We start from the raw sequence: 24665 nt of genomic DNA on the forward strand, positions 1-24665 counted from the left end.
ATCATTTTTCCAGATCTTTCTGAGTGCTGGCGTCGTCACTTTCCCCGGCCGAACCAGGTCGTAACGCCGGGTGAATAAAGCACAGAATCAGGCGCGCGATCGGTGAGGCCGGCAAAACCAGCCGCGGCCAACAGCGTGTCATCGAGACTGACCAGCTCGGCCCCGAACAAGGGCCACGGCTCGTGGTGGTTGCGCAAATGCACGGTCCGCCCACGGATGCTCGTGAACAACGCCCATCGTGCGGTGAGAAAATCTGCCAACGGATCATCAACGACAGCACCTGCACCCGGTCGCGCCACGATCTCTGCGCGCTTGGCATGGTCCCCGTGTCGCGTTGAGTTGTACCGGTACTGGCCGGAATCAATCGTGAGTCGGGTGCGCGACCAGATGTAGGGCAATGCGAACAGGGCGCGGGCAGCCAGCACGGCCGCGAGGCGACCGGCCTCCAGTGATACAAACACGACACCGCGACGGCCCTCGGAGTCGACTGCATAGAGTCGAACATTCACTTCGACGAAGGTGCCGAAGTACGGAATCGGCGGGCTCCCGAGAATGGTGGCGCGATCGAGCACAAAGGGAATCAGGCCGACCCAGCTCGACCCGTCGTGTTCGTCGGGGACGAGGCCTTTCGGCAACAACGGCGCGACCAGAGCAGCATCCACTCGCCAGTGCAGAAACACCACATGCGACCAGCGCTGGCTCGCCGCGGCCCTTCCGGCCAGGGGCGGTGCTATCGCGGAAATGGGATGTGCCTCAGCGTTCGCCATACGAATCCTTTCTCGATCTGCCTCACGGTACTCGCTGGGCACCCCCTGCGCATGTTGATCACCCGGGAATGCATGCAGGGAGGCGGTTCCGCTCAGCAATCGCGGAGGCGGCCTGTGTAAACATGAAGAAGACAAAATCGTCGCGCTGCACCACACGAACCACAGATGAGGAGACGAATGCCGGGTTCGACCGTTCTCGACCTCTTTCTCGTTCTCATCCTGTTTGTAGCCCTCGTGAATGGTTACCGCAGCGGACTGTTGCAAAGCCTCACCGGCATCGTCGGAGCCGTGCTCGGCGGGATAGCCGCCTTCTTTGTCGTGCCCCTCGTGGGTGCCTGGGTGCCGGCGGCCGAATGGCGCACTCCGGCCACGATCGCCGTGGCGATTCTGCTCGTACTCATCGGCCATTCGATCGGTGTGTCGGTGGGTGGCATGTTCGGTAGCCGGAAACGGCGTTCCCCGCTCGGCACCCTCAACCGCGTGTTGGGATCAGCGTTTGCCGCTGTCGCCTCGGCCCTCGTCGCGTCGATGGTCGCGTTCAGCATCGGCGCCCTGGGCATCCCGTTCCTGTCCCCCGCCATCGCCTCCTCCACCGTCGTCTCAGGAATTGACTCTCTCACCCCCGACCCGGTCAAGGCGCTCCTGGCCGAGCTGCGCTCATTGGCCGTGCAGCAGGGTCTGCCGCGCATCGTCGACGCATTCGCGGGACCGGCACCGGATGCCGCCGAAGCCGACACGAGCAGCCCGGCACTGGCCGTGGCGGCGCAGTCGGTCGTACGCATCACCGGAACGGCATACGCCTGCGGGCAGAGCCAGTCCGGCAGCGGCTTCGTCGTCTCTGACGGCCGCGTCGTCACAAACGCGCACGTCGTCGCTGGCGTGAGCCAGCCCGTCGTGCAAACGCCGGCCGGTGAAACGATGGCCGGCGAAATCGTGTACTTCGACCCGGTCGATGACCTCGCCATCATTTCGGTGCCCGGCCTTGATGCTGCACCCTTGACCGTCGGCGCAAATCTCCCGGCGGGCAGCGGCGCAGCCGCCGACGGGTATCCCTTCGGAGGTCCATATGTCTCCGATCCGGCGCAGGTCATCTCGATCGGCACCATCAGCGTCGCCGACATTTATGGACAGGACCCGACGCCCCGCCAGGTGTATACCGTGGCTTCGGACGTGCAGCAGGGCGAATCGGGCGGACCGCTCCTGAGCGAATCCGGCCTGGTGGTCGGCGTTATCTTTGCCAAGGCGTCCAACACCGAGAACGTCGGCTATGCCCTCGCGCTCGAAGAAGTGCAGCCGGTTATCAGCCAGGCACCCGGTCTGAGCTCCCCGGTATCATCGGGAACCTGCGTTCGCGGCTGAACCACCGGTATCCGCTCGCTCGCAGAAACACAGCCGCACCAACACTGCCCCGCACGAACTCTGCCCCGCACCAATGTGCTTCGCACGAACAGCGCGCGGTGCCAACGAAGCGCGCAACGCACGAGGGGCGGCACGGGAAGCGGGTCAACCCGTATTCCGCGCCGCCCCATGCCAGGCAGACAGTTCACACTGACGAAGTCAGAAGCTAGACACGCTCGAGGGCGTAACCCTCTTCGCCGTGCACACTCGTGTCGATCCCGGCCAGTTCGTCTTCGTTCTTGATGCGAAAGCCGATGGTCTTCTCGATCGCGAGGCCAAGCAGGTACGCGACGATGAAGGAGTAGACGAGAACCGAAAAGCCTGCAATGGCCTGCACCGCGAGCTGACCGAGGTCGCCTCCGGTGAAGAGTCCCGTGTTGATGGCGAAGAAGCCGAGGTACAGGGTGCCGATGATGCCACCGACGAGGTGGATGCCGACGACGTCGAGCGAGTCGTCGAAGCCGAGCTTGAACTTGAGTTCAACGGCGAGGGCGCAAACGGCGCCGGAGAGTCCGCCGAGCAGGAGTGCCCAACCCGGCTCCAGGTTGGCGCAGGCCGGGGTGATGGCGACGAGGCCGGCAACAGCGCCCGATGCTGCGCCCACCGAGGTGGCTTTGCCGTCCTTGAACTTCTCCACGAGCATCCAGGCGAGGATGGCCGCTGCCGTGGCGCCCAGGGTGTTGATAACGATGATGCCGACATTGGCGAGGCCATTGAGCCATTCAGCACCGGCGTTGAAACCGAACCAGCCGAACCAGAGAATCGAGGCGCCGATGAGCACGAGTGGTACATTGTGCGGTTTGGTGATGCCCTTCTGGAACCCGACGCGCTTGCCGAGCACCAGGGCCAGCGCGAGGGCTGCGGCACCGGCATTGATGTGCACCGCGGTACCACCGGCATAATCGATGACGCTCGGCAGGCCCAACGTTTCACCGAGCTTCATGATCCAGCCGCCGCCCCAGACCCAGGCTGCGACCGGGAAGTAGACGAGGGTCGCCCAGATACCCGCGAAGATCATCCAGGATCCGAACTTCGCCCGGTCGGCCACAGCCCCGCTGATGAGCGCAACGGTGATGATGGCGAATGTGGCACCGTAGGTGGCGCCGAGCAGGTCGATGCTACCCGTCTCTCCCATGGCGAGATTGCCCAGACCGAAGTCGGAGAACGGATTGCCGGCGAATTCGGTGGGACCGTTCACTGCGCTCATGTTGTAGCCGTAGAGAATCCACAGGACGCTGATGAGGCCCAGTGCACCAAAGCTCATCATCATCATGCTGATGACGCTTTTAGCCTTGACCAGCCCGCCATAGAAGAAGGCGACACCCGGTGTCATGAACAACACGAGCGCGGTGGCGGTCAGCCCCCAGGCAATGCTTCCGGTTTCCATAGAATTGTCCTCACGCGTCTCAAATGTGCAGGGCGTAGCGCGAGGCGATCCACCTCGGATACGAGTCCAGTATCTGAGGTGACTGTTACAACAAACGTTCCGACGTGTTTCGTTGCGGTTACGGGCGCTGGCAAATTGTTAACGCCAGATTTCAGGGTCATTCGGTGTGCGGCGGCAACTCTCCCGTAGTGAGGGCGACCATGCGTGACTGCGACCGCTGGTATTTCTTGCGATATCCGCCTGCCATCATCTCGTCGTCGAACACCTCATTGAGCGGACGCCCACTGGCCACGATCGGAATCTCAGCGTCATAGACGCGGTCAATGAACGCGACCAGACGTAGGGCGTCCGACTGATCGGTCAGGAGAAAGACGCCCCGCAGAGCAATAACCTCGACGTCACGAATGACCTTGATGTATTTGGACGGATGCACGGTGCCCAGGTGACGAATCAGGGAACCGAAGTCATCTTCGGTCACTTTGGAACCACGCTTTAGCAAAGTGTTGACGAGGTGTTCACGTGCCTCGGGCTCAACCGCCACGGCCTGCCCGGTGACGTTGCGCCGACGGTAGTCGAGACCGTCGATGCGCAGGGTCTCGAAGTTGGCGCTCATCGCCGAGATCTCGCGGAGAAAGTCCTGCGCGGCAAATCTGCCCTCGCCGAGCGAGTTGGGCGGGGTGTTCGACGTGGCGGCGACGCGGGTGCCGGTGGCGACGAGTTCGCCGAGCAGTCGGGTCATCACCATGGTGTCGCCCGGATCGTCGAGCTCGAACTCGTCAATGCAGATAAGTTTCGCGCTGCGCAGCTCCTTGATGGTCTCCTGATAGCCGAGGGCGCCCACGAGGGCGGTGTACTCGATGAAGGTGCCAAAGTATTTCGGGCCGGTCGAGGCATGCCAGAGCGCTGCGAGCAGGTGCGTCTTGCCGACACCGAAGCCGCCATCGAGGTAGATGCCCGGTAGGTCGTCCTTCGCTTGCCGGCGGCGGGAAAAGAATCCGGCCGGGCGGGGGTTCACGAATTCCTGCAGCTTCTCGACGGCCGCGACCTGGGACGGGTAGTCATGATCCGGCCGGTAGTTCTCGAACGAGGCGTGTTCAAACTGGGGAGGCGGCACCAGTTCGGCCACTATTTCCCGGCCCGTGATGCTCGGAGTTCGGTCGGCCAATTGCGGAACCGTGTGGTGCGCCTTCTCGTGGGCCTCTGGTGCCATGCTGAATCGCCCGTTCTCGTTCTTCGTGCTGCGAATGCGCAGTGTGTGCAAGTGCGCTGGGTGCCGGCACCGCGTAGATTTATGGGGTGGACCAGATAAGCCTAATCCGCGGTCAACCCAAATCCGTATGCATCCGCTGCCCACTGGAGGTTACATGTCTGCCCCGTTCGATCCCACCGAGAAGTTTGCCACCTACGCCCACCCTTCCAGACTGGTTTCCACCGATTGGCTCGCCGAACACCGCAATGACGCCGGACTGGTCGTGGTCGAATCCGACGAAGACGTCTTGCTGTACGAAGTGGGACACATCCCCGGCTCAGTGAAAATCGATTGGCACACAGACCTCAACGACAAGGTCAACCGCGACTACATCGAGGGCGCCGCCTTCGCCGCCCTCATGGGAAGCAAGGGCATCACCCGCGATAGCACCGTGGTCATCTACGGCGACAAGAGCAACTGGTGGGCCGCCTACGCCCTGTGGGTTTTCACCCTGTTCGGCCACGACGATGTTCGCCTGCTCGACGGTGGGCGCACGAAATGGCTTGCCGAGGCGCGCGAGATGACAACGGATGCCACCTCCGTCACCCCCACGGAATACCCGGTGGTCTCGCGTAACGACGCCCCGATTCGCGCCTTCAAGAACGACGTGCTCGCCCATTTTGGCAACCCGCTCATTGATGTGCGCTCCGACGACGAGTACAGCGGCGTCCGCACGACGATGCCCGCTTACCCGGAGGAGGGAGCCCTGCGCGGCGGCCACATTCCTACAGCAGCGTCTGTTCCGTGGGCCAGGGCCGCGGACACCGATTCCACTTTTCGCACCCGCACCGAGCTGGACGACATCTACCGCGGGGAAGCAGGCCTGTCGGACGGCGACGACGTGATCGCCTATTGCCGCATCGGTGAGCGGTCGAGTCACACCTGGTTTGTGCTGACCTACCTGCTCGGCTTCGAGAATGTGCGTAACTACGACGGTTCCTGGACCGAGTGGGGCAACGCCGTCGCCGTGCCGATCGCGGTCGGTACCGAACCCGGTGCCGCGCCGGCACCACGCCCATGAGCGCAGACCTGCTAGCGGAGATTCGGGAGGATTTTCTGGCACTCGAACAGAAGGACCGTCTGCTCTTGCTGCTCGAGTTCGCCAATGACCTGCCGGAACTTCCGAAAAATTTTCAGGATCACCCCGACCTGCTCGAGCGTGTCGTCGAATGCCAATCGCCGGTTTTTATTTTCGTCGACCTGGACGCCGGCGGTGCCTTCCACCTGCACGCCACTGCTCCGCGCGAGTCGCCGACCACGCGGGGGTTTGCGTCAATCCTCGCCCAGGGGCTCGACGGCCTGAGCGCCCAGCAGGTGCTCGCCGTTCCCGATGACTATCCCCAGTCCATCGGCTTGAGCGAAGCCGTCTCTCCGCTGCGCCTGCGCGGCATGAGCGCCATGCTTGGCCGGGCCAAACGTCAGCTCCGAGAGCGACTCGCTGCTTGAGGCGTTGGCAACTGCGCCAGCCAAGCTGCGATTTCTTCGTTCCACCGATCGGGGTCGTAGTTCCATAGCTTCGTGTGTCTGGCTTCGGTAAAAGCAACGAAGGTCACCATGTCGGGCCGTCGGTCGGCGAGTCGACGCGACCCGGTCGGGGGCACGAAACCATCGTCCTCGCTGTGCAACAGAAGAACGGGACGGTGCACGTCGCGGGCGCGTTCCACAAAGTCGAGCCTGGCAAAATCAATGGGAGCGTCTTGCCCGGTCAGGCGCCGGGCCCAGCGCGCCCCCAGCACAACGACAGCGCCGCGAGCGATCAGCCTCGGCAACTTACGATCTGTGGCCTGCGCGTCAACAACATCTCGCCAGTCGATGACCGGCGATTCCAGCACGACACCGACGATCAGGTCCGCGCGTCCACCGCGGGTCAGCGTCTGCAACACCACGGCACCGCCCATCGACCAACCCATCAGCACGATGCTCGTCGCCCCGTGCGCGGCGGCGTAGTCGATGGCGGCGTCCACGTCGGGCCATTCGGTGTCGCCGAGGCCGTAACGGCGATCAGTGCTGGCGGGAGCGTCGCCGTCGTTTCGGTAAGAGACGAGCAACGAGGTGTAGCCGGCCGCGTGAAATACCGGCACGGCCCGTAAAGCCTCCTCGCGGCGCACGGCCCGGCCGTGCACTTGGATCACCCACCCTGTCGAACGGATGGCGGCATCCGCTGGAACGAGCCAGGCGGGCGCTGGCCCCACGGGAGTTCGAATGATGACCTCAGCCCAGGCGAAACCAAGGTCGGCGGGGCTGGTGTACAGCCAGCCGCTGAACCGACCTCGGCGAGCAGCGGCGAGGTCGCCGTAGTCCACCGTGAGGATGCGCCGGGTGACGGTCACGGCCGAGCGCGCGGTAATCTCACCGACCCGCGCATGCCCGGTGCCCGCACTGAAGAAGAAGCTGTAGTCACCCGCAAGGACGGAATCGCGATGGCGTTGCAGTGTGATCGTGCCGCTCGGCAGGTCGACCGCAACAACCCGGGTGTCATCGCTACGGGCTGCGGGCGGTGTGACAATGGTCTTCGCCATGACCCCCGCAAGCACACCGGCGGCACCGACGATGGCCACGGCAGAGCCGGCGATGACGATGCCGGTGACGCCGAGAATCGCGCGCAAAACGTGATCATGACGCCTGTTTGGGGGCTGTGGGTCGTGCACGTGCACCTCCGACTGATCGGCGTGCCTCACGGACAACACCCAGAAAAAACTCTAGTCTGCAGACGTGCCCGAAACAGATCAATCGCTCCCCGCGGAGTTTGCTGCGGCGTTGACAGCGATTCGTCGTGCCACGAGCCGGGCCGAACTGGTCGTCACCGAAATTGCCGCTCCCGCACAACTCGCCCCGTATTCGATCGCCTTGGCCGCCAATATCCGGCCGGTGCGGCATGGCAGCGACTCCGAACTGGGAACCGGCCGATTCATCCTGCTGTACGACCCGGAGGAACCAGAAAGCTGGAATGGCGCCTTCCGCGTCGTCTGTTTCGCGCACGCTCCGCTTGAGGTCGAGATCGGGCTCGACCCGTTTTTGGCCGAGGTCACCTGGACGTGGCTCGTCGATGCCCTCGACTCGCGCAAGGCCAAGTACACCGCGGCCTCCGGAACGGCGACTAAAATAATCTCATCAGGCTTTGGCGCACTCGCCAAACAGGGAGATGGTGCGCAGATTGAGCTGCGTGCGTCGTGGACGCCCCTGAATCACAATCTCACCGCCCACGTCGAGGGGTGGGGCGAGCTGCTGTGCATGCTCGCCGGACTCCCTCCCGCTGGGGAAGGAGTCAGCATGTTATCAGCACGCCGAGCAGCCCGTGGCTGAATCGCACCACCATGTCATCGACACTCGAGAGGCGTACCTCGCCGCGACGGCCGCTCTGGCCGCCGGGAACGGGCCGGTTGGGGTCGACGCGGAACGGGCATCCGGTTTCACCTACTCGCAACGCGCGTACCTGATTCAAATTTACCGTCGCGGCGCCGGTACGTTCCTGTTCGACCCGCCGCCGATCGGCAACTTCAGCGAGTTGAACGATTCGCTCGCCGACGCCGAGTGGGTTTTGCATGCCGCGAGCCAGGATCTCGCCTGCCTGCGCGAGGTCGGACTCGACCCGGCCCACATCTTCGATACCGAGCTCGCCGCCCGGCTGCTCGGCATCCCGCGGGTCGGCCTCGGCACCGTGGTGGAAGAGCTGCTCGGAATCCACCTCGCCAAGGAGCATTCTGCCGCGAATTGGTCGACCCGGCCGCTGCCCGAATCGTGGCTGGTGTACGCCGCTCTCGACGTCGAGCTACTGCCGGACCTGCGCGACCGCATGGTCGACCTGCTCGCCGAGTCCGATAAGACCGACATTGCCGACCAGGAGTTCGCCGCAACCCTGGCCAAAGGGGCCAAGGCTGCGCGCATTGATCCTTGGCGGCGACTGGCGGGCATCCACTCCCTGCACGGACAGCGCAATCTGGCCGTTGCCCGCGAATTGTGGCTTGCCCGTGATGAATTCGCCCGTGACGTCGATGTCTCCCCCGGGCGCCTCGTTCCCGACGCTTCCTTGCTCGCCGCCGCACGCGTGCTGCCGGCAACGAGACAGGCCCTGGCCGATCTGCGCGAGTTCAGCGGTCGCGCCAGTCGCACTGAGCTCGAACGCTGGTGGGCCGCCATTGAGCGCGGTCGAACGACGACCGACCTGCCAGCGCTCAAGGCGACCAGCGACACCCTGCCGCCGCCGCGCGCCTGGGCCGACCGCAATCCGGAGGCCGATGTGCGTTATCGGGCGGCGCGCGCTGCGCTGCAGACTGTCACGGATGAACTCGAGATTCCCCTCGAGAATCTGCTCACCCCGGACTACCTGCGTCGGGTGTCGTGGTCGCCGCCAGAACCGGCTGACACGGCATCCGTTGGGCAGGCCCTCAGTGTTTTAGGAGCCCGGCGCTGGCAAATTGACGTGACCGCACAATTAATAGCGGATGCTTTTGTAGAGATTCCACAAACAGCCGATCGCATCTCGGATCTGAAGTCGTAGAAACCTGCAAACGATTCGAGGGGCCCATTTGGGTCACCCTAGGATCGGTTCAGAGCTAACAGGCCGCTTCGGATCTGTTTGACGTACGGGAGGCATTGTGGCCGAGAGAGCAGAAGTCGTTTTTGTGGATGGAGTTCGAACCCCGTTCGGACGCGCCGGCGACAAGGGTATGTACTGGAATACCCGAGCGGACGACCTCGTCGTCAAGGCGATGATCGGGCTGATGGAACGAAACCCCGGTGTACCGCCCGACCGCATCGATGATGTCGCTATCGCAGCCACGACCCAGACCGGCGACCAGGGTTTGACCCTCGGGCGTACCGCCTCTCTACTGGCCGGTCTTCCGAAATCGGTCCCCGGTTTTGCGATTGACCGCATGTGCGCCGGAGCGATGACTGCCGTCACCATGATGGGGTCCTCCATCGGTTTCGGCGCTTACGACCTCGCCATCGCCGGCGGCGTCGAGCACATGGGCCGCCACCCGATGGGGTTCGGGGCAGACCCGAACCCGCGGTTCCTCTCCGAGCGGCTGGTCAGCGAAGACGCCCTGAACATGGGTGCCACCGCCGAACGCATTCACGACCGGTTCCCCGAGTACACCAAGGAACGCTCCGATCGGTTCGCGCTGCGCAGCCAGCAGAAGGTCGCGGCCGCCTACGAGGCCGGAAACATTCAGCCCGACCTGATTCCCATTGCCACCCGCAGCGAATCCGGGTGGGGCCTCGCCACCCGCGACGAAGCACCGCGCCCGGACACCACACTCGAGGGCCTCGCAACCCTCCGCACGCCGTTCCGGTCGCATGGCCGCGTCACGGCGGGCAACGCGTCCGGTCTGAACGACGGCGCATCCGCTTGCCTGATGGCGAGCGGCGCCACGGCCAGGGAACTCGGCCTCGGCGTGAAGATGACCATGATTAGCTTCGCCTTTGCCGGCGTGGAACCGGAGGTCATGGGCCTGGGGCCGGTGCCCTCCACCGAGAAAGCACTGCGCAAGGCCGGCCTGTCGATCACCGACATCGGTTTGTTCGAGCTCAACGAAGCCTTTGCCGTACAGGTCATCTCCTTTCTCGACCACTTCGGCATCGACGACGACGATCCCCGTGTAAACGAGTACGGCGGGGCGATCGCGCTGGGGCATCCGCTCGCCTCCTCCGGCGTTCGACTGATGAACCAGCTCGCCCACCAGTTCAAATCGCACCCCGAGGTGCGCTACGGCCTCACCGCAATGTGCGTCGGCCTCGGCCAGGGCGGCTCCGTGATTTGGGAAAACCCGCACTTCAACAAGAAGGCAGCCAAACGATGACGACCACTGATTACAATTCCCTCGACTTCAGTTCGCTCGTCGCGATCTCCGGTGACGAGGTCGTCACGCACTCTTTTGTGCGCGATGTGCCGCTCACCGCTGGCCGTACGCTCGCGCTGGTCACCCTTGACAATGGGCGCGACCACACCCGGCCGAACACGCTCGGCCCGGTCACCCTGCTGGAGTTCGCCGCCACCATGGACGCACTGACCGCTCGTGCTGGGCGCGGGGAGATCCACGGTGTCGCCGTCACGGGCAAGCCATTCATTCTCGCCGCCGGCGCCGACCTCAGCAAGGTCGCCGAAATCCCCTCGCTCGAGGCCGGCAAGCTACTCAGCCAGCTCGGCCACCACGCCCTCGGCAAGCTCGGCACGCTCGGCGTGCCCTCGTTCGTGTTCATCAATGGGCTCGCGCTCGGCGGCGGACTCGAAATCGGCCTGAATGCCGCATACCGCACCGTGGACGCGGCCGTGCCCGCGATCGCGCTTCCCGAGGTTTTTCTCGGTCTGATCCCCGGCTGGGGCGGCTCCTATCTGCTGCCCAACCTGATCGGCATCGAAAATGCCTTGAAAGTCATCATCGAGAACCCCCTCAAGAACAACCGCACCCTCAGTGGAGCGGATGCCCTCGCGCTCGGTATCGCGGACGTCATGTTCACGTCGGCGCGGTTCCTCGAAGACTCCATCAATTGGGCCGACGGCGTCATCGCGGGCAGCGAGAAGGTGTCGCGGCCCAATGCGCCCGGCAAGATCGAGCGCCTCGTCAAGTGGGACGTGGCCGTCGGCATCGCCCGCAAGATGCTCGTCAACCGCATCGGCGAGGTCGCCCAGTCACCGTATGTGGCACTCGACCTGCTGCAGGCGGCCAAGAGCGGCAGTCGCGCCGAAGGTTTTCAGCGCGAGGATGACGCACTGGCCGGCCTCATCGCCGGCGATCAGCTGCAGGCGAGCATCTACGCCTTCAATCTCGTTCAGAAGCGCGCCAAGCGGCCGGCCGGAGCGCCGGACAAGAAACTGGCCCGACCGATCACCAAGGTCGGCGTGATCGGCGCTGGCCTTATGGCGAGCCAGTTCGCGCTGCTGTTCGTGCGGCGCCTCAAAGTGCCCGTCGTCATCACCGACCTGGACCAGGCCCGCGTCGATAAGGGTGTGGCGTACATCCACGACGAAATCGCCGCGCTCCAGGCCAAGAACCGCATCTCCCCCGACGAGGCAAATCGCCTGCGCGCACTCGTCACCGGCACGACCGACAAATCGTCGTTCTCCGACGCCGACTGGGTGATCGAGGCTGTCTTCGAAGAACTGGGTGTCAAGCAGTCGGTGTTCGCCGAGATCGAAAAGGTTATCTCGCCCGACGCGATTCTGGCCACCAATACCTCGTCGCTCTCGGTCGAACAGATCGGCGCGAAGCTCGCGCACCCGGAGCGCCTGGTCGGGTTCCACTTCTTCAATCCGGTTGCCGTGATGCCACTCATCGAGGTGGTGAACACGCCGCAGACCAACGAAGTGACGCTCGCCACCGCGATGGTCATCGCCGGTAAGCTGCGAAAAAACGCCGTGATCACCAGGGACACTCCCGGCTTCGTGGTCAACCGAGTGCTCGCCAAGCTGCTCGGCGAAGCCATGCACGCCGTGGATACCGGCACGCCGTTCGAGGTCGTGGAAGCCGCCGTAGCGCCGTTCGGACTGCCGATGACCCCGTTCGAGTTGCTCGAGCTCGTCGGTCTCACCGTGGGCGCTCACGTGCTCGACACGCACCACGCGGCGTTCCCCGAACGCTTCTTCGAGAGTGACAACCTGCACAGGCTCGCCGAGCACGGCAAGATTCTCGAGCGCGACGGCAAGGGACGCCGCACGGGCTTCGACAAGGGCGCACTGAAGATCGTCGCCGGCGGCGCCACACCGATGACGGCCGAGAAGATTCTGCAGCGGGTTGAAGACGGCCTGGTCGACGAGATCAAGCGAATGCTGGAGACAGGCGTCGTGCACGCGGCCGAGGACATCGACCTCTGCATGATCCTCGGAGCCGGCTGGCCGTTCCAGATGGGCGGCATCACCCCGTACCTCGATCGCGTCGGCGCGAGTGAGCGAGTGTTCGGCGGTACGTTCCACACGCCGCCGATCCGCGGTATCGCTGCGTCCGTGCCCGCGGTCACTCGCGGCTAACCGGGCCTCCGGGCGGTCTGGTGACCGGGCCCACCTTGTGAACGCGGGCCCAGTTTATAAACTGGGCCCGCGGACGGGGCCCGGGCCCCGTCCGTATTCGGGACCGGAAGGGGCAGTGCGGGACAGCGGAGGGGGTTAGTCGCGGCGGGTTACCTGGATGGCACCGGTGTCGGTGTAATCGGCAGGCAGCGGCCGGGCGTTGGGAATCTTGCTGCCGAGCACCATCGCGACCACATCGCGGGCGATCACCTGCGGGGTCAGTCCGACCCGCTCGAGAATCTGGGCACGGCTGCCGTGATCGAGGAACTGATCGGGCAAGCCGAGTTCGGTCACCGCTGTGTCGACGCCCGCCTCGCGGAGGTCCTGACGGATCCGCGTACCGATCCCACCCACGCGAATGCCGTCTTCGATCGTGACGACGATACGGTGCGCGGCAGCGAGGCCGATGATGCTCCGCGGCACGGGCACGACCCAGCGTGGGTCGACGACGGTTGCACCGATGCCTTGGGCGGCGAGGCGGTCAGCTACGTCGAGCCCCATCGCCGCCATGGGGCCGACTGTCACAATGAGGACGTCGAGCTGGGTGGATTCCTGGAGCACGTCAACACCGTCGTGGAGGCGGCGAATGGCATCGAACTCGATCCCGACGGTGCCCTTGGGATAGCGCAGGACCGTCGGTCCGTCGTCGACGACAACGGCCTCAGCCAGTTCTTCGCGCAGCCGAACAGAATCGCGCGGTGCCGCCAGGCGAATATTGGGAACGACTTGCAAAATAGCGAGGTCCCACATGCCGTGGTGGCTGGGGCCGTCCGGCCCGGTTACCCCGGCGCGGTCGAGAACGAAGGTGACTCCGGCTTTATGCAGGGCAACGTCCATCAGTACCTGGTCGAAGGCGCGGTTGATGAACGTTGCATAGAGCGCGACGACGGGGTGCAGACCACCGTAGGCCAGGCCGGCCGCGCTGGTCACCGCGTGTTGTTCGGCGATTCCCACGTCGTGCACGCGGGAAGGAAAACGCTCGGCCATCTTATGCAGGCCGATCGGACGCAGCATGGCGGCGGTGATGCCCACGATGCGCTCGTTGCCGATCGCCAATTGCAATAGTTCGTCGGCAAAGACCGAGGTCCAGGATTCCGCACCGGATTCTTCAACAGATTCGCCGGTTTCCGGGTCGATCTGCCCGACCGCGTGGAACTGGTCGGCGATGTCCTTGACGGCCGGGTCGTAGCCCTTACCTTTTTGCGTGATGGCGTGCACGATGACCGGTGCTCCGTAACCCTTGGCCTGGGTGAGGGCCTCTTCCATCGCGTGTACGTCGTGCCCGTCGATGGGACCAATGTATTTGATGTCGAGGTTGGAGTACAGGGCTTCGTTGTTGGTGACCCGGGCGAGGAAACCGTGCATGCCACCGCGCACACCGCGCCAGACTGCGCGTCCGGGCGCACCCAGGCGATCGAACACGTCTTTACTGGTGAGGTAGGCATCCCGGTAGCTGGCCCGCGTGCGGATGGTGTTGAGGAAACGCGCCATACCGCCGATGGTCGGTGCGTAGGATCGCCCGTTGTCGTTGACCACGATGATGAGCTTGCGGGTATTGTCATCGCTGATGTTATTGAGCGCTTCCCAGGTCATTCCCCCGGTCAGTGCTCCGTCGCCGACGACGGCGACGACGTGTCGCTCAGTCTGGCCGGTCATTTCAAAGGCGCGAGATATGCCGTCGGCCCAGGACAGTGAGCTCGACGCGTGTGAACTCTCGACGATGTCATGCTCGGACTCGGAGCGCTGTGGGTAACCGGCAAGTCCGTCGAGCTGGCGAAGCTTGCTGAAGTCCTGGCGCCCGGTGAGCAGCTTGTGCACGTAGGACTGGTGACCGGTGTCGAAGACGATGGGGTCGATCGGCGAATGAAAGACCCGGTGGATGGCAATGGTCAGCTCAACGACGCCGAGGTTGGGACCCAGATGACCACCGGTCTTGGAAACCTCCCGCACGAGAAAGGAACGGATCTCGCTGGCCAGCTGGGGCAGCTGCTCTTTCGAGAGACCATCGAGGTCCCGGGGACCATGAATTGTCTCCAGAAGGATCATCCGTCACACCTTTCACGTCGTTTGATCACGAATCTGTTGAATTGGTTGAACCGGCACTGACACAAACCGGCGCCCAGACCCGAATGAATCGAGTCTACGCGCCGGTGTCGTGTTGGTAGAGCGAAGCCCTTCCAGCGCGCTTACTGGCTTAGACGAGCGAGCGCAGCACGTACTGCAGGATGCCGCCGTTACGGTAGTACTCGGCTTCGCCCGGCGTATCGATGCGCACGATAGCCTCGAACTCGACCGGAGCCTTGCCTGCTGCCGAGAATTCACTCGGAGCGCAGGTCACGTGCACGGTCTTCGGGGTCTTTCCGTTGTTCAGCTCGGTGATACCCGAAACCGAAACGATCTCAGTACCATCGAGGCCGAGTGAATCGGCGCTCTCACCCACCGGGAATTGCAGCGGCACAACACCCATACCGATGAGGTTCGAGCGGTGGATGCGCTCGAAGCTCTCCACGATGACGGCCTTGACGCCGAGAAGGCTCGTGCCCTTGGCTGCCCAGTCGCGGCTGGAACCCGAACCGTACTCCTTGCCACCGAAGATGACGAGGGGCGTTTTGGCGGCCTGGTAGTTCTGGCTGGCATCGTAGATGTCGGCCTTCGGTCCTCCGGCGACGGTGAAGTCGCGGGTGAAACCACCCTCGACGTTGTCGAGGAGCTGGTTGCGCAGGCGAATGTTCGCGAACGTTCCGCGAATCATGACCTCGTGGTTACCCCGACGCGAGCCGTAGGAGTTGTAGTCGCCACGTTCGATGCCGTGCTCGGCCAGGTAGCGGCCGGCAGGGCCGTCTGCCTTGATGGAACCGGCCGGGCTGATGTGGTCGGTGGTGACGGAGTCGCCGAGCTTGGCGAGTACGCGAGCACCGGAGATGTCGACAACCGGGCTGGTTTCCAGGGTCATTCCGTCGAAGTACGGAGGCTTCCGCACGTAGGTGGACTCAGCGTCCCAGGCGAAGGTGTCGCCGACGGGAGTTTCGAGCGACTGCCAGCGCTCGTCGCCGTCGAAGACACCGGCGTACTGGGTCTCGAACATGTTCGAGTCGATCGACTCGTCGATGGTTTTCTGCACCTCGTCGGCATCAGGCCAGATGTCCTTGAGGAACACGTTGTTGCCCTCTTGGTCGGTGCCGAGCGAGTCGGTGTCGAAGTTGAAGTTCATCGTTCCCGCCAGGGCGTAGGCGATGACGAGTGGCGGGCTGGCCAGGTAGTTCATCTTCACGTCGGGGTTGATGCGTCCCTCGAAGTTGCGGTTACCCGAGAGCACTGCGGTGACGGCGAGGTCGTTCTCCTGCACGGCGGTGGAGATTTCATCTTCGAGCGGGCCGGAGTTACCGATGCAGGTGGTGCAGCCATAGCCGACGAGATAGAAGCCGAGATCTTCGAGGTAGCCGTTCAGGCCGGCCTTCGCGTAGTACTCGGTGACGACCTTGGAGCCGGGAGCGAGCGTGGTCTTGACCCACGGCTTGCTCTTGAGGCCCTTGAGGCTTGCGTTGCGGGCCAGCAGGCCGGCCGCAAGCATAACGCTCGGGTTCGACGTGTTGGTGCAGGAAGTGATGGCCGCGATCGCAACGGAACCGTTGTCGATCGTGAACTCACGGCCGTCGGCCAGGATGACGTCGGTCGGCTGCGGGTGCGATTGCGTCGGGTGGCTGGTGTGGCGGGCCAGGCCACTCTCGAACGCGTGGTTGTGCGCGGTCTTTTCGTCCTGCGGAGTGAGGCCGATCGGGTCTGAGGCCGGAAAAGTGCCCTCTATTGCCGCGTCCACGAGGGATACGGGCGCATTGGCGTAGTTGTCCAGGTCGCGCTCGAACTGGGTCTTGGCCTCGGAGAGGACGATGCGGTCCTGCGGGCGCTTCGGTCCGGCGATCGAGGGAACGACCGTGGAGAGGTCGAGCTCCAGGTACTCGCTGAAGACCGGCTCCTGGTCGGGGTTGTGCCAGAGTCCTTGCAGCTTGGAGTAGGCCTCGACCAGCGCGACCTGCTCCTCGCTGCGGCCGGTGAGGCGCAGGTAGCCGAGCGTGACGTCGTCGATCGGGAACATGGCGGCCGTCGAGCCGAACTCGGGGCTCATGTTGCCGATGGTGGCACGGTTGGCGAGCGGGACAGAGGCCACGCCCGATCCGTAGAACTCGACGAACTTGCCGACGACGCCGTGCCCCCGCAGCATCTGGGTGATGGTGAGCACGACGTCCGTTGCGGTGACGCCGGCCGGGATGATTCCGGAGAGCTTGAAGCCGACAACCTTCGGAATGAGCATGGAGACGGACTGGCCGAGCATGGCTGCTTCGGCTTCGATTCCGCCGACGCCCCAGCCGAGCACGCCGAGGCCGTTGACCATGGTCGTGTGCGAGTCGGTGCCGACACACGTGTCGGGATAGGCCTGTAGAACGCCGTTGACCTCTCGCGTCATGGTGACGCGCGCGAGATATTCGATGTTGACCTGGTGCACGATGCCGGTTCCCGGCGGAACAACCTTGAAGTCGTCAAACGCGGTCTGGCCCCAGCGGAGGAACTGGTAGCGCTCACCGTTACGTTCGTACTCGATTTCCACGTTGCGTTCGAACGAGTCGGTCGTGCCGAACAGGTCGGCCACAACGGAGTGGTCGATGACCATTTCGGTCGGGGCGAGCGGGTTGATCTTTTTGGCGTCGCCGCCGAGTTCGACGAGGGCTTCGCGCATGGTGGCGAGGTCGACGATGCAGGGAACACCGGTGAAGTCCTGCATCACGACGCGAGCCGGCGTGTACTGGATCTCGGTGTCGGGCTCAGCGGTGGGTACCCACGCGCCGAGAGCGCGGATGTGCTCGGCGGTGATGTTGGCGCCATCCTCGGTGCGGAGGAGGTTCTCGAGCAGCACCTTCAGGCTGTATGGCAGCTTCTCGTAGCCGTCGACCGCGTCCAGACGAAAGACTTCATATTCCGTCGATCCGACGCGCAGGGTGTCTTTGGCTCCGAAGCTGTTTACCGCGGTATTTGTTGATTCCGACACAATGCCCTCTCCGTTGTGGGAGCCGACGGGAGACCGGCGGCAATCCTCAATTCTTCTGGCAGGCACAGCCTCGTGCCAGCAAGGCAAGCCTAACCAGCGGATGCCGGGAGCTTCCTTTTTCCATCGAGTTACCCGGCGACTCCTCGCCGAACAACTATCTTGACGTCGAGATAACTCTAGCAGGGAGAGAGGGCGTCCGAGTCGTCATTCACACCGCGTCAGCGGCATCCGCTTTGCGATAGACCGAGCGCACCATGAGCCACGAAACGATCAGGAGCGGCGCATACAGCGGGATGCCCATGAGGAGTTTCATCGTGGCGAGCAATTCGACGTTGTCAGCCAGGTAGAGCGGCAGCTGCACGGCCAGACGAGCCAGAAAGAGACCGGTCCAACCCAGGGTGAGGATGGTCAGCACCCGGCGCTTCGACGCGTCGAGGCGCCAAGCGACACCGTCGCCCATGAGAAAACCGACGGCCACGCCGATGAGCGGCCAGCGCACGAGTACGGAGATCAGCAGGGCAGCGCCGTAACCGGCGTTGGTCCACAGGCCAACCAGAAAGAAGTCGGACGGTTTGCCTGAGAACAGTGCCAGCGCGACGCTGACCGCCGTTCCGACGAGGCCACCGACTGCGGGCGTCGTGGTCTGCCTGGTGATCGCCCGCAGGGCGACGAAGATCACGCCGATCACGAGCGGCGCCACAAGCGAGGGCAGCAAAGTTCCGATCGGGTCGCTCGTCACATCGGTGGAGGGATCGATGGTGAGCGAGTAAGTGATCAGAAAGACCAGGCCCGGAAGGACAGCTTCAATCAGGCCGCGAATGCCGCCCATTGCCGCCAGCAGCGCCTGGCCACTGATCGGCTTTCCCTCGGTTGCCGCTCCAAACCCGGCGCGCCGCGCTGCGCCGGCCATCGACTCAGCAAACAGTCCGGAGGTTGTCGGTGGCAATGCGTCTTTCGGCTCGCCGTGCGGTTCACCGGACTGCTCGGGCTGACCGGGCTGTTCGGGCTGACCGGGCTGTTCTTTGGGGGTGTCGCTCATCGCCTGTTTAGACTGCGGTGGTTTCGGACGCTCCGGCGGGGGTGGCCGGCATGCGCAGCGGAATCAGATCGCGCGGCGGCATCGGTGTGGACCCGCGCACGACGACGATACTGCGGAACAGGTCTTCGATCTGCGTGGCAGCATCGGGGTCGATTGCGCCCTCGCCCGCGATGACGCCCCGCAGGAACCAGCGCGGACCGTCGACACCGATGAAGCGCGCGAGGCGGGTGACACCGCCGGCTTGCTGTCCGGCCGCGACGGGGATCTCGGCGACGAGTTCGGGGCCGAAGGGGCCTTCTCGCGGCGTCGTGGTTCCACCCTGCTTGCCGATCTGATCGGCGATCTGATCTCGAATTTCATGCCATAGGCCGCTCGAGCGCGGCGCGGCGAACGGCTGTACCTGCAAAGTCGACCCGGCGAAGTCAAGGCCGATGGCCACCACTCGTTTGCTGCCTTCTTCGATTTCGAGGCGCAGGTGCAGACCCTCCCGCGGAAGGATTTTGATCCCACCGAGGTCCACATACGGACGCACCGGGTTAGCCTCTGATTCGTCGAGCGGGCCCTCGGTTTCGCGGTCTTCCGGCGCCGACTTCGGCATCGATTCGGGGATCTCCCCAGAGTTGGTGAGGTCACTCACTGGTTGTCTCCTGACTGCGGGACCATGGGGCCCGATGCTGGCGCGCTGTTGGAAGTGTGGGTTGTCGCGGGCAGAACTCCGGTCGAGCCGAAACCGCTCTCGCCGCGCTGGCTGCCGGGCAGCTTGTCGACGGCAATGAAGGTGGCACGAACGACGGGCATCACGATGATTTGGGCGATGCGATCGCCGATCGCGATCGCGAACGATTCATTCGGATCGGTGTTCAGCAACGCCACTTTGATTTCACCGCGGTAGCCGGCATCCACCGTTCCGGGCGAGTTCACGATCGTGATGCCATGTTTGACCGCAAGGCCGCTGCGAGGAACGACGAAAGCCGCAAAGCCATCGGGCAGGGCGATCGACACGCCGGTACCGACAAGTGCACGGCTTCCCGGGCCGAGCACGACAGCCTCGGCAGCATGCAGGTCAGCCCCGGCATCACCGGGGTGTGCGTAGATTGGGAGGTTGGATGCCTGGATCAGTACTTCGACGCTTTCTGCCACGTGTCGAGGGTAGTGCAGATATCTGATCGAATAGAGCCATGCCTGAATACCGCGAAAAACTGTGGCCCAACGCCTGGGCCTTCCTTGTCACCGCCCTGGTGATACCGGCGAGCATTCTCGTGCTCGTGCCGATTTCCCTGTTTGCGGGTATCGTCACGGCCGCCGTGTTGTACGGCGGATGCGTGCTGCTGCTCGTGCTGGCCGCGCCGGTCGTGCGCGTCCAGAACGGCGTACTGACCGCCGGACCCGCCACGATCTCCACCGGGCTGCTTGGCGAAGCGACGGCATATGAAAAGTCCGAAGCGACCCAGGAGCGAGGGCCCCGACTGGACGCCCGAGCCTGGCTGCTCATTCGAGGCTGGGTCGACCCGGTGGTGCGCGTGCCCATCGTCGATGCGACCGACCCAGCACCGTACTGGATCATCTCCAGCCGCCACCCAACACAATTGGCCGCCGCGATCAATGAATCGCGAACGGCCAACGTGGAGTAAAGCGAAGGTTTAAGAGTCGCACTCCAAGCAGACGGTGCCGAGCTTGGTCTCGTGACCCATCTGCGAGCGGTGCTTCACAAGGAAACAATTCACGCAGGTGAACTCGTCGGCCTGCGCGGGCAGAACGACGACATCGAGGTCCAGGTCGGACAGGTCAGCACCCGGAAGGTCAAACCCCCCAGGGTTGTCGGAGTCGTCGACATCAACGCTGCCGGACATCTTGTCTGGCACACGTTCCTTGAGAGCCTCGATCGACTCAGAGTCGTCTTCAGTCTTTCGGGGTGCGTCGTAATCGGTTGCCATGCCCATCCATTTCAGTTACGCCGAAAAACGAAATCGGCGGCCACAGTTTCCAACAATCCAGCCGGAATAGCAAACCGCCCGCCAACTTTTTTATTCGGACACGAAGAAACAACTTGCGGCACGCCCGGCGTATTCCCGCGAAAAGGCACCAACCCGTGGCAGTCTTGCAGCCAACGGTAATCGCGAGAGGGCTTGTCTTCATGCAGGAATTGAAGGTTATTGGAGTTGAGAACGGTGCGCTGCTCGCAGCGTCCGAAGATGGCGACCGATATCGCATCGCCATCGACGAAGTTCTTCAGTCCCGGCTTCGCCAAACCCAGACGGAGCGCGTCAACGCGCCCAAGCTGTCCCCTCGGGAAGTTCAGGCGCACATTCGCTCCGGAATGTCCGCCGAGGACGTCGCTGCGGTCACGGGAGCTTCACTTGACTACGTGCGCCGCTTCGAGGGCCCGGTCGTAGCCGAGCGGGAGTACATCGTTTCGTCGGCGTTGAGCGTTCCGGTGCACACCGCCATCGACCCGGATCCGATCGACGAGAACGTCAACTTCGGCACTGTCATTCGCGAACGGCTCGCCTCCCTCGGGGCCACCGGTGAGCGCTGGGCGAGCTGGAAAGAACCCGGTGGTGGCTGGGTTGTCAAACTGTCGTTCACCGCCGACGAGATCGACCATGACGCTCGGTGGGCTTTTGAACCGAAGAAGAATGCTTTGTCTCCGGTTGGCAGCGAAGCCATCGCGCTGTCCCAGCAGGGGGAGCTCAAGGGTTCGTTGATCCCGCGGCTGCGCGCCGTCGGCTCCGAGACGAGCGCCGCCGACGTATCGCGTTTCGACAGTAACGCCTTCAACTTCAAGGAATCCCTCGCCGATGAGATTCTGAACGACACCAGCCCCAACCTCGAAGCCGTCCCGTACTCTCGCTCGCTGATCCGGGACGATGCGGTATCGAAAGCGGCGATCAAGCGTGCTGCAGAGCCGGCCTCGAACATGAGCGAAACCGCCGATCTCTTAGAATCTTTGCGTCGGCGACGCGGTGAACGCGAAGCGGCGTCAAGCGGGGATGCGTCTGCAGCCAAGCCGGTGGCATCCGCTTCGGTGCCGGTTTCCACAGAACCGACCCGGCCCCGGCCGGCGACTCCGACCGCCGCCACGCTCACCGATGAGGCCGCTGCTGCGCCAGCCACCACCCCTGAGCCGACCGGCAATGCCTGGGCCAACCAGGCTGCCCGCGCCCAGGAACGCACGAACCACAGTCGTACGACACCTAAACGCGGCCGGGCATCCATGCCGAGCTGGGACGAGATCGTGTTCGGCGCTCGCACCGACGACGACTTGGGCTAACCAGCTGGAAAGTTAGCCGACCAGCCAGGCGTAGCGCCGCTGCGGACGGCCGGTCTGGCCGTAGCGCAGGCTGACGGCCGCCTGCCCCGTTGCTACGAGGTATTCCAGGTATTTGCGTGCCACCACCCGAGACAAGCCGAGCAGTTCGGCGCACTCCGACGCGGCCAGGTCTGGTTTGCTGCTAGCCAGGGCGGCAGTGGTCAGCGCAGCCGTCTCCTTGCTCAGTCCCTTCGGGAGCGTGGAGATTGCTCCCGTGGGTGGCACAGCGAACGCGGGTGCGATCACCCGGTCAAGCTCGTTCTGGTTGAGGTCTCCGATGCGGTCGAGCAGTCGTCGTCTTTCGGCGTATCCCGCCAGCCGCGACTGCAGTTCGGTGATCTTGAATGGTTTGAGCAGGTAGCTCACAATGCCGCCCTGCAGCGCCGCGGTGACCATTTCGGCCTCGCGGGCGGCACTGAGCACGAGAAAGTCCACAGCCCACCCCGCCTCTCGCGCGCGACGGATCACGTCGAGGCCGGTCATATCGGGCAGGTACATGTCGAGGAGCACGAGGTGCGGGGCCTTGTCGACAATCTGGGCGAGCGCGTCCGAGCCGGACGCAGCGACGCCGACCACGGTGAAACCGACCTGCTGCGCCACAATGCGTTCATGCGCGCGCGCCACCATGAAATCGTCGTCGACGATGAGCACGTCACACACGGGTCAGCTCCTTCTCTTTAGCTGACCGGGCCGCATCAATCGGGAGCACGGCCTCGAACACGGCACCGTTCTCGGCCCGGTAGCCGACCGATCCCCCGCGACGCGTCGAAACGAGTCGCACAATAGCCAGTCCGTAGCCGTGGGCGTCGGCATCGCCGAGCGCCGATTTGCTGGTCACGCCAGTTTCGAACACCTGGTCGATCAGTGCGATATCGATGCCCGGCCCGGAATCACTCACCGTCACCCGCACGGCACCGGCGCCGGAACCTGAAATTGGTTGCACGTCGAGCCGCACACTGCGTTCCCGGGCTCCGGTGACGGCGTCGAGGGCGTTATCGACCAGGTTTCCGATCACAGTGACGAGGTCGGCGGAGAGGTCAGCGTCGACCCTGGCCAGAGTCGATTCGGCCGAGAGCACGAGCGTAGCGCCGCGTTCGCGTGCAAGCGAGGTCTTGGCGATCACGAGCGCGGCGACCGCCGGCTCTTGCAGGCGGGTGAGCACCGAGTTGTCGAGGTCGGTGCGGTCGCGCGTGACGGCGTCGACGTATTCCACTGCCGCGTCGGTGTCACCGAGCTGTATGAGCATTGAAATGGTGTGCAGCCGGTTCGCGAACTCGTGGGTTTGGGCGCGCAACGTATCGGTAGCCTGCCGGCTGCTGCCGAGATCGTGCTGCAGAGTGACCAGTTCGGTGCGGTCGCGCAGGGTGGTGACAACCTCGGGCCGCGACCTGGGCGGGTGAATGAGTGTCTGGTTGAGCACGAGCAGCACTCCCCGGTTCACGAACACTGTATCGATATCGCCGACCTCCTGTTGGCGCAGCGCGCGCACCGCCTCGGCATCGAGGCCGACCGCATCGATCGACCGGCCTTCCGCGTCAGCGGGCAAACCAAGCAGGATGCGCGCGCTGTCATTGGCGAGCGTGATGAGTCCGTCGGTGTCGACGGAGATCACCCCCTCCCGAATTCCGTGGATCATGGCGTCGCGGTGCTCGACCAGCCGGCCGATCTGTTCCGGCTCGAGGCCCAGGGTCTGCCGTTTCACCCGGGCCGCCAGCAGCAACGATCCCACGACGCCGAGCACCCCGGCCACGCCGAGAAAGGTGAGCAGGTTCGGCGCTGCGGCCTTGAGCAGTCCAACTACGGCCGGAAACTCGCGGGCGGCCACCACCGAACCCACGACCTCACCGGAGTTGGACAGCACCGGCACCTGCGCGACAACGTAGTCGTTCGCGCCGATCGGGGCAGCGCCGGCCCAGGCGGCATCAGATTCGTCCGGCGTGGCATCGATGGCCAGGTCGGTCGTGAGCAGCCGCGGATCGGCCGGTGAGGCGATGATTCGGCCCACCGCATCCGTGACGATCAGCTGGTCGACCCCGGTTGTGGTGCGGAGCGCTTCGACCGGAACGGAGTATTGCTGGGGCACCGCCGCAGTGTCGAGCAGGCTGCGCACGAGCGGGTTGGCAGCGGTGTACTCGGCGACCGTCAGCATGCGTCGCTGGGCGCCGCTTTCGAAGCCGCTGCGGGTCTGCTCGATCGAAATGGCCGTGACAGCGACGAGAACGAGGGTGATCAGGCTCAACTGGAACAGCAACAGTTGGCGGGTCAGGCTCAGGCGGCTTGAACGGATGCCCGACCCGCGCGGGCCCGCCGCCGGCAGTGGTGACGGCGCCTCGCTTTTTCGCATCGGGTTCCTCCGGTCGGCTCTGGCCATAAGAGATACTCCCTCATCGTGGAGCCAAACCGAAATTGTCCGAATCACCCCAAGCGCAACCGCAAGCTACACAACGTTCACTAGAGTCACAAGTTGTG

At 64.1% G+C, this 24665-nt stretch carries 21 protein-coding genes; 9 read left to right on the forward strand and 12 right to left on the reverse strand.

Annotated features, from left to right (window positions below; genetic code table 11):
• Positions 1-35: 35 nt before the first annotated feature.
• Positions 36-767 (reverse strand): YqjF family protein, encoded by a 732-nt coding sequence (locus CXY74_RS02885; RefSeq protein WP_104199046.1) that lies wholly within the window; start codon positions 765-767, stop codon positions 36-38.
• Between the two features lie 177 nt (positions 768-944).
• Here CXY74_RS02885 and CXY74_RS02890 point away from each other — a divergent pair, with 177 nt between their 5' ends.
• Positions 945-2126: a MarP family serine protease gene (locus CXY74_RS02890; RefSeq protein WP_104199047.1), complete on the forward strand. Its 1182-nt coding sequence runs from the start codon at positions 945-947 to the stop codon at positions 2124-2126.
• A gap of 205 nt (positions 2127-2331) precedes the next feature.
• Here the strand turns inward: CXY74_RS02890 and CXY74_RS02895 are convergent, their stop codons facing one another.
• Together CXY74_RS02895 and zapE are read right to left on the reverse strand one after the other, a co-directional pair.
• The gene (locus CXY74_RS02895) at positions 2332-3552 is read right to left on the reverse strand and encodes an ammonium transporter (RefSeq protein WP_104197895.1); all 1221 of its coding nucleotides are present in this window, start codon (positions 3550-3552) and stop codon (positions 2332-2334) included.
• Positions 3553-3709: 157 nt separating this feature from the next.
• Positions 3710-4762 (reverse strand): cell division protein ZapE, encoded by a 1053-nt coding sequence (gene zapE / locus CXY74_RS02900; protein ID WP_104199152.1) that lies wholly within the window; start codon positions 4760-4762, stop codon positions 3710-3712.
• A 154-nt stretch (positions 4763-4916) separates the two neighbouring features.
• Here zapE and CXY74_RS02905 point away from each other — a divergent pair, with 154 nt between their 5' ends.
• The gene (locus CXY74_RS02905; RefSeq protein ID WP_104199048.1) at positions 4917-5822 is read left to right on the forward strand and encodes a sulfurtransferase; all 906 of its coding nucleotides are present in this window, start codon (positions 4917-4919) and stop codon (positions 5820-5822) included.
• Positions 5819-6247 carry a SufE family protein gene (locus tag CXY74_RS02910; RefSeq protein WP_104199049.1) on the forward strand — a complete coding sequence of 143 codons (429 nt, stop codon included), beginning with the start codon at positions 5819-5821 and terminating at the stop codon, positions 6245-6247. The genes CXY74_RS02905 and CXY74_RS02910 overlap by 4 nt, the downstream gene beginning before the upstream one ends.
• Here CXY74_RS02910 and CXY74_RS02915 read toward each other — a convergent pair.
• Positions 6220-7407, reverse strand: coding sequence for a S9 family peptidase (locus tag CXY74_RS02915; protein ID WP_104199050.1), 1188 nt, complete (start codon positions 7405-7407; stop codon positions 6220-6222). The two genes, CXY74_RS02910 and CXY74_RS02915, sit on opposite strands and share 28 nt — an antisense overlap.
• Before the next feature lie 106 nt (positions 7408-7513).
• Here CXY74_RS02915 and CXY74_RS02920 point away from each other — a divergent pair, with 106 nt between their 5' ends.
• The 4 genes from CXY74_RS02920 (at position 7514) to CXY74_RS02935 (ending at position 12767) form a co-directional block, all read left to right on the forward strand.
• A complete protein-coding gene (locus CXY74_RS02920; protein WP_104197892.1) occupies positions 7514-8104 on the forward strand; it encodes a DUF3000 domain-containing protein in 591 nt (196 codons plus the stop codon).
• On the forward strand, positions 8097-9299 hold the full coding sequence (locus CXY74_RS02925) for an HRDC domain-containing protein (RefSeq protein ID WP_233193181.1): 1203 nt from the start codon (positions 8097-8099) through the stop codon (positions 9297-9299). The genes CXY74_RS02920 and CXY74_RS02925 overlap by 8 nt, the downstream gene beginning before the upstream one ends.
• A gap of 97 nt (positions 9300-9396) precedes the next feature.
• Positions 9397-10602: a thiolase family protein gene (locus tag CXY74_RS02930; protein WP_104199052.1), complete on the forward strand. Its 1206-nt coding sequence runs from the start codon at positions 9397-9399 to the stop codon at positions 10600-10602.
• Positions 10599-12767: a 3-hydroxyacyl-CoA dehydrogenase NAD-binding domain-containing protein gene (locus CXY74_RS02935; protein WP_104199053.1), complete on the forward strand. Its 2169-nt coding sequence runs from the start codon at positions 10599-10601 to the stop codon at positions 12765-12767. The genes CXY74_RS02930 and CXY74_RS02935 overlap by 4 nt, the downstream gene beginning before the upstream one ends.
• 135 nt (positions 12768-12902) lie before the next feature.
• On the opposite strand, the gene dxs is transcribed toward CXY74_RS02935, so the two are convergent.
• The 5 genes from dxs to dut all read right to left on the reverse strand — a co-directional run bounded on the left by dxs (position 12903) and on the right by dut (position 20026).
• Entirely contained in the window at positions 12903-14852 is a 1950-nt protein-coding gene (gene dxs / locus CXY74_RS02940; RefSeq protein WP_104199054.1) for a 1-deoxy-D-xylulose-5-phosphate synthase, read from the reverse strand.
• 148 nt (positions 14853-15000) lie between these two features.
• Positions 15001-17847 (reverse strand): aconitate hydratase, encoded by a 2847-nt coding sequence (locus CXY74_RS02945; RefSeq protein WP_104199055.1) that lies wholly within the window; start codon positions 17845-17847, stop codon positions 15001-15003.
• Between the two features lie 208 nt (positions 17848-18055).
• Positions 18056-18886: a DUF3159 domain-containing protein gene (locus CXY74_RS02950; protein ID WP_104199056.1), complete on the reverse strand. Its 831-nt coding sequence runs from the start codon at positions 18884-18886 to the stop codon at positions 18056-18058.
• Between the two features lie 7 nt (positions 18887-18893).
• Entirely contained in the window at positions 18894-19484 is a 591-nt protein-coding gene (locus CXY74_RS02955) for a DUF3710 domain-containing protein (RefSeq protein WP_104199153.1), read from the reverse strand.
• A gap of 35 nt (positions 19485-19519) precedes the next feature.
• The gene (dut, locus tag CXY74_RS02960) at positions 19520-20026 is read right to left on the reverse strand and encodes a dUTP diphosphatase (RefSeq protein ID WP_104199057.1); all 507 of its coding nucleotides are present in this window, start codon (positions 20024-20026) and stop codon (positions 19520-19522) included.
• Positions 20027-20064: 38 nt separating this feature from the next.
• On the opposite strand from dut, the gene CXY74_RS02965 reads away from it, so the two are divergent.
• A complete protein-coding gene (locus CXY74_RS02965; protein ID WP_104199058.1) occupies positions 20065-20517 on the forward strand; it encodes a DUF3093 domain-containing protein in 453 nt (150 codons plus the stop codon).
• A 9-nt stretch (positions 20518-20526) separates the two neighbouring features.
• Here the strand turns inward: CXY74_RS02965 and CXY74_RS02970 are convergent, their stop codons facing one another.
• Positions 20527-20820 carry a DUF4193 domain-containing protein gene (locus CXY74_RS02970; RefSeq protein WP_092112645.1) on the reverse strand — a complete coding sequence of 98 codons (294 nt, stop codon included), beginning with the start codon at positions 20818-20820 and terminating at the stop codon, positions 20527-20529.
• Between the two features lie 200 nt (positions 20821-21020).
• Between CXY74_RS02970 and sepH the strand changes: the two genes are divergently transcribed.
• Positions 21021-22157 carry a septation protein SepH gene (gene sepH, locus CXY74_RS02975; RefSeq protein ID WP_104199059.1) on the forward strand — a complete coding sequence of 379 codons (1137 nt, stop codon included), beginning with the start codon at positions 21021-21023 and terminating at the stop codon, positions 22155-22157.
• Positions 22158-22169: 12 nt separating this feature from the next.
• On the opposite strand, the gene CXY74_RS02980 is transcribed toward sepH, so the two are convergent.
• Both CXY74_RS02980 and CXY74_RS02985 read right to left on the reverse strand, forming a co-directional pair.
• Positions 22170-22856, reverse strand: a complete 687-nt coding sequence (locus CXY74_RS02980; RefSeq protein ID WP_104199060.1) for a response regulator — start codon at positions 22854-22856, stop codon at positions 22170-22172.
• The gene (locus CXY74_RS02985) at positions 22849-24540 is read right to left on the reverse strand and encodes an ATP-binding protein (protein ID WP_233193182.1); all 1692 of its coding nucleotides are present in this window, start codon (positions 24538-24540) and stop codon (positions 22849-22851) included. Before CXY74_RS02985 ends, CXY74_RS02980 begins: the two co-directional genes overlap by 8 nt.
• Positions 24541-24665 lie beyond the last annotated feature (125 nt).

This window comes from Cryobacterium sp. Y29, from assembly GCF_002929825.1.
Classification (GTDB): Bacteria; Actinomycetota; Actinomycetes; order Actinomycetales; family Microbacteriaceae; genus Cryobacterium.

What these genes read in the sequence shown, in the direction of transcription:
- dxs (WP_104199054.1), bottom strand. Translation starts at nt 14,852, where the DNA reads ATGATCCTTCTGGAGACAATTCATGGTCCCCGGGACCTCGATGGTCTC.
- CXY74_RS02985 (WP_233193182.1), bottom strand. Translation starts at nt 24,540, where the DNA reads ATGCGAAAAAGCGAGGCGCCGTCACCACTGCCGGCGGCGGGCCCGCGC.
- CXY74_RS02890 (WP_104199047.1), top strand. Translation starts at nt 945, where the DNA reads ATGCCGGGTTCGACCGTTCTCGACCTCTTTCTCGTTCTCATCCTGTTT.
- zapE (WP_104199152.1), bottom strand. Translation starts at nt 4,762, where the DNA reads ATGGCACCAGAGGCCCACGAGAAGGCGCACCACACGGTTCCGCAATTG.
- CXY74_RS02950 (WP_104199056.1), bottom strand. Translation starts at nt 18,886, where the DNA reads ATGAGCGACACCCCCAAAGAACAGCCCGGTCAGCCCGAACAGCCCGGT.
- CXY74_RS02935 (WP_104199053.1), top strand. Translation starts at nt 10,599, where the DNA reads ATGACGACCACTGATTACAATTCCCTCGACTTCAGTTCGCTCGTCGCG.
- CXY74_RS02910 (WP_104199049.1), top strand. Translation starts at nt 5,819, where the DNA reads ATGAGCGCAGACCTGCTAGCGGAGATTCGGGAGGATTTTCTGGCACTC.
- CXY74_RS02955 (WP_104199153.1), bottom strand. Translation starts at nt 19,484, where the DNA reads ATGCCGAAGTCGGCGCCGGAAGACCGCGAAACCGAGGGCCCGCTCGAC.
- CXY74_RS02895 (WP_104197895.1), bottom strand. Translation starts at nt 3,552, where the DNA reads ATGGAAACCGGAAGCATTGCCTGGGGGCTGACCGCCACCGCGCTCGTG.
- CXY74_RS02970 (WP_092112645.1), bottom strand. Translation starts at nt 20,820, where the DNA reads ATGGCAACCGATTACGACGCACCCCGAAAGACTGAAGACGACTCTGAG.
- CXY74_RS02965 (WP_104199058.1), top strand. Translation starts at nt 20,065, where the DNA reads ATGCCTGAATACCGCGAAAAACTGTGGCCCAACGCCTGGGCCTTCCTT.
- CXY74_RS02885 (WP_104199046.1), bottom strand. Translation starts at nt 767, where the DNA reads ATGGCGAACGCTGAGGCACATCCCATTTCCGCGATAGCACCGCCCCTG.
- CXY74_RS02905 (WP_104199048.1), top strand. Translation starts at nt 4,917, where the DNA reads ATGTCTGCCCCGTTCGATCCCACCGAGAAGTTTGCCACCTACGCCCAC.
- sepH (WP_104199059.1), top strand. Translation starts at nt 21,021, where the DNA reads ATGCAGGAATTGAAGGTTATTGGAGTTGAGAACGGTGCGCTGCTCGCA.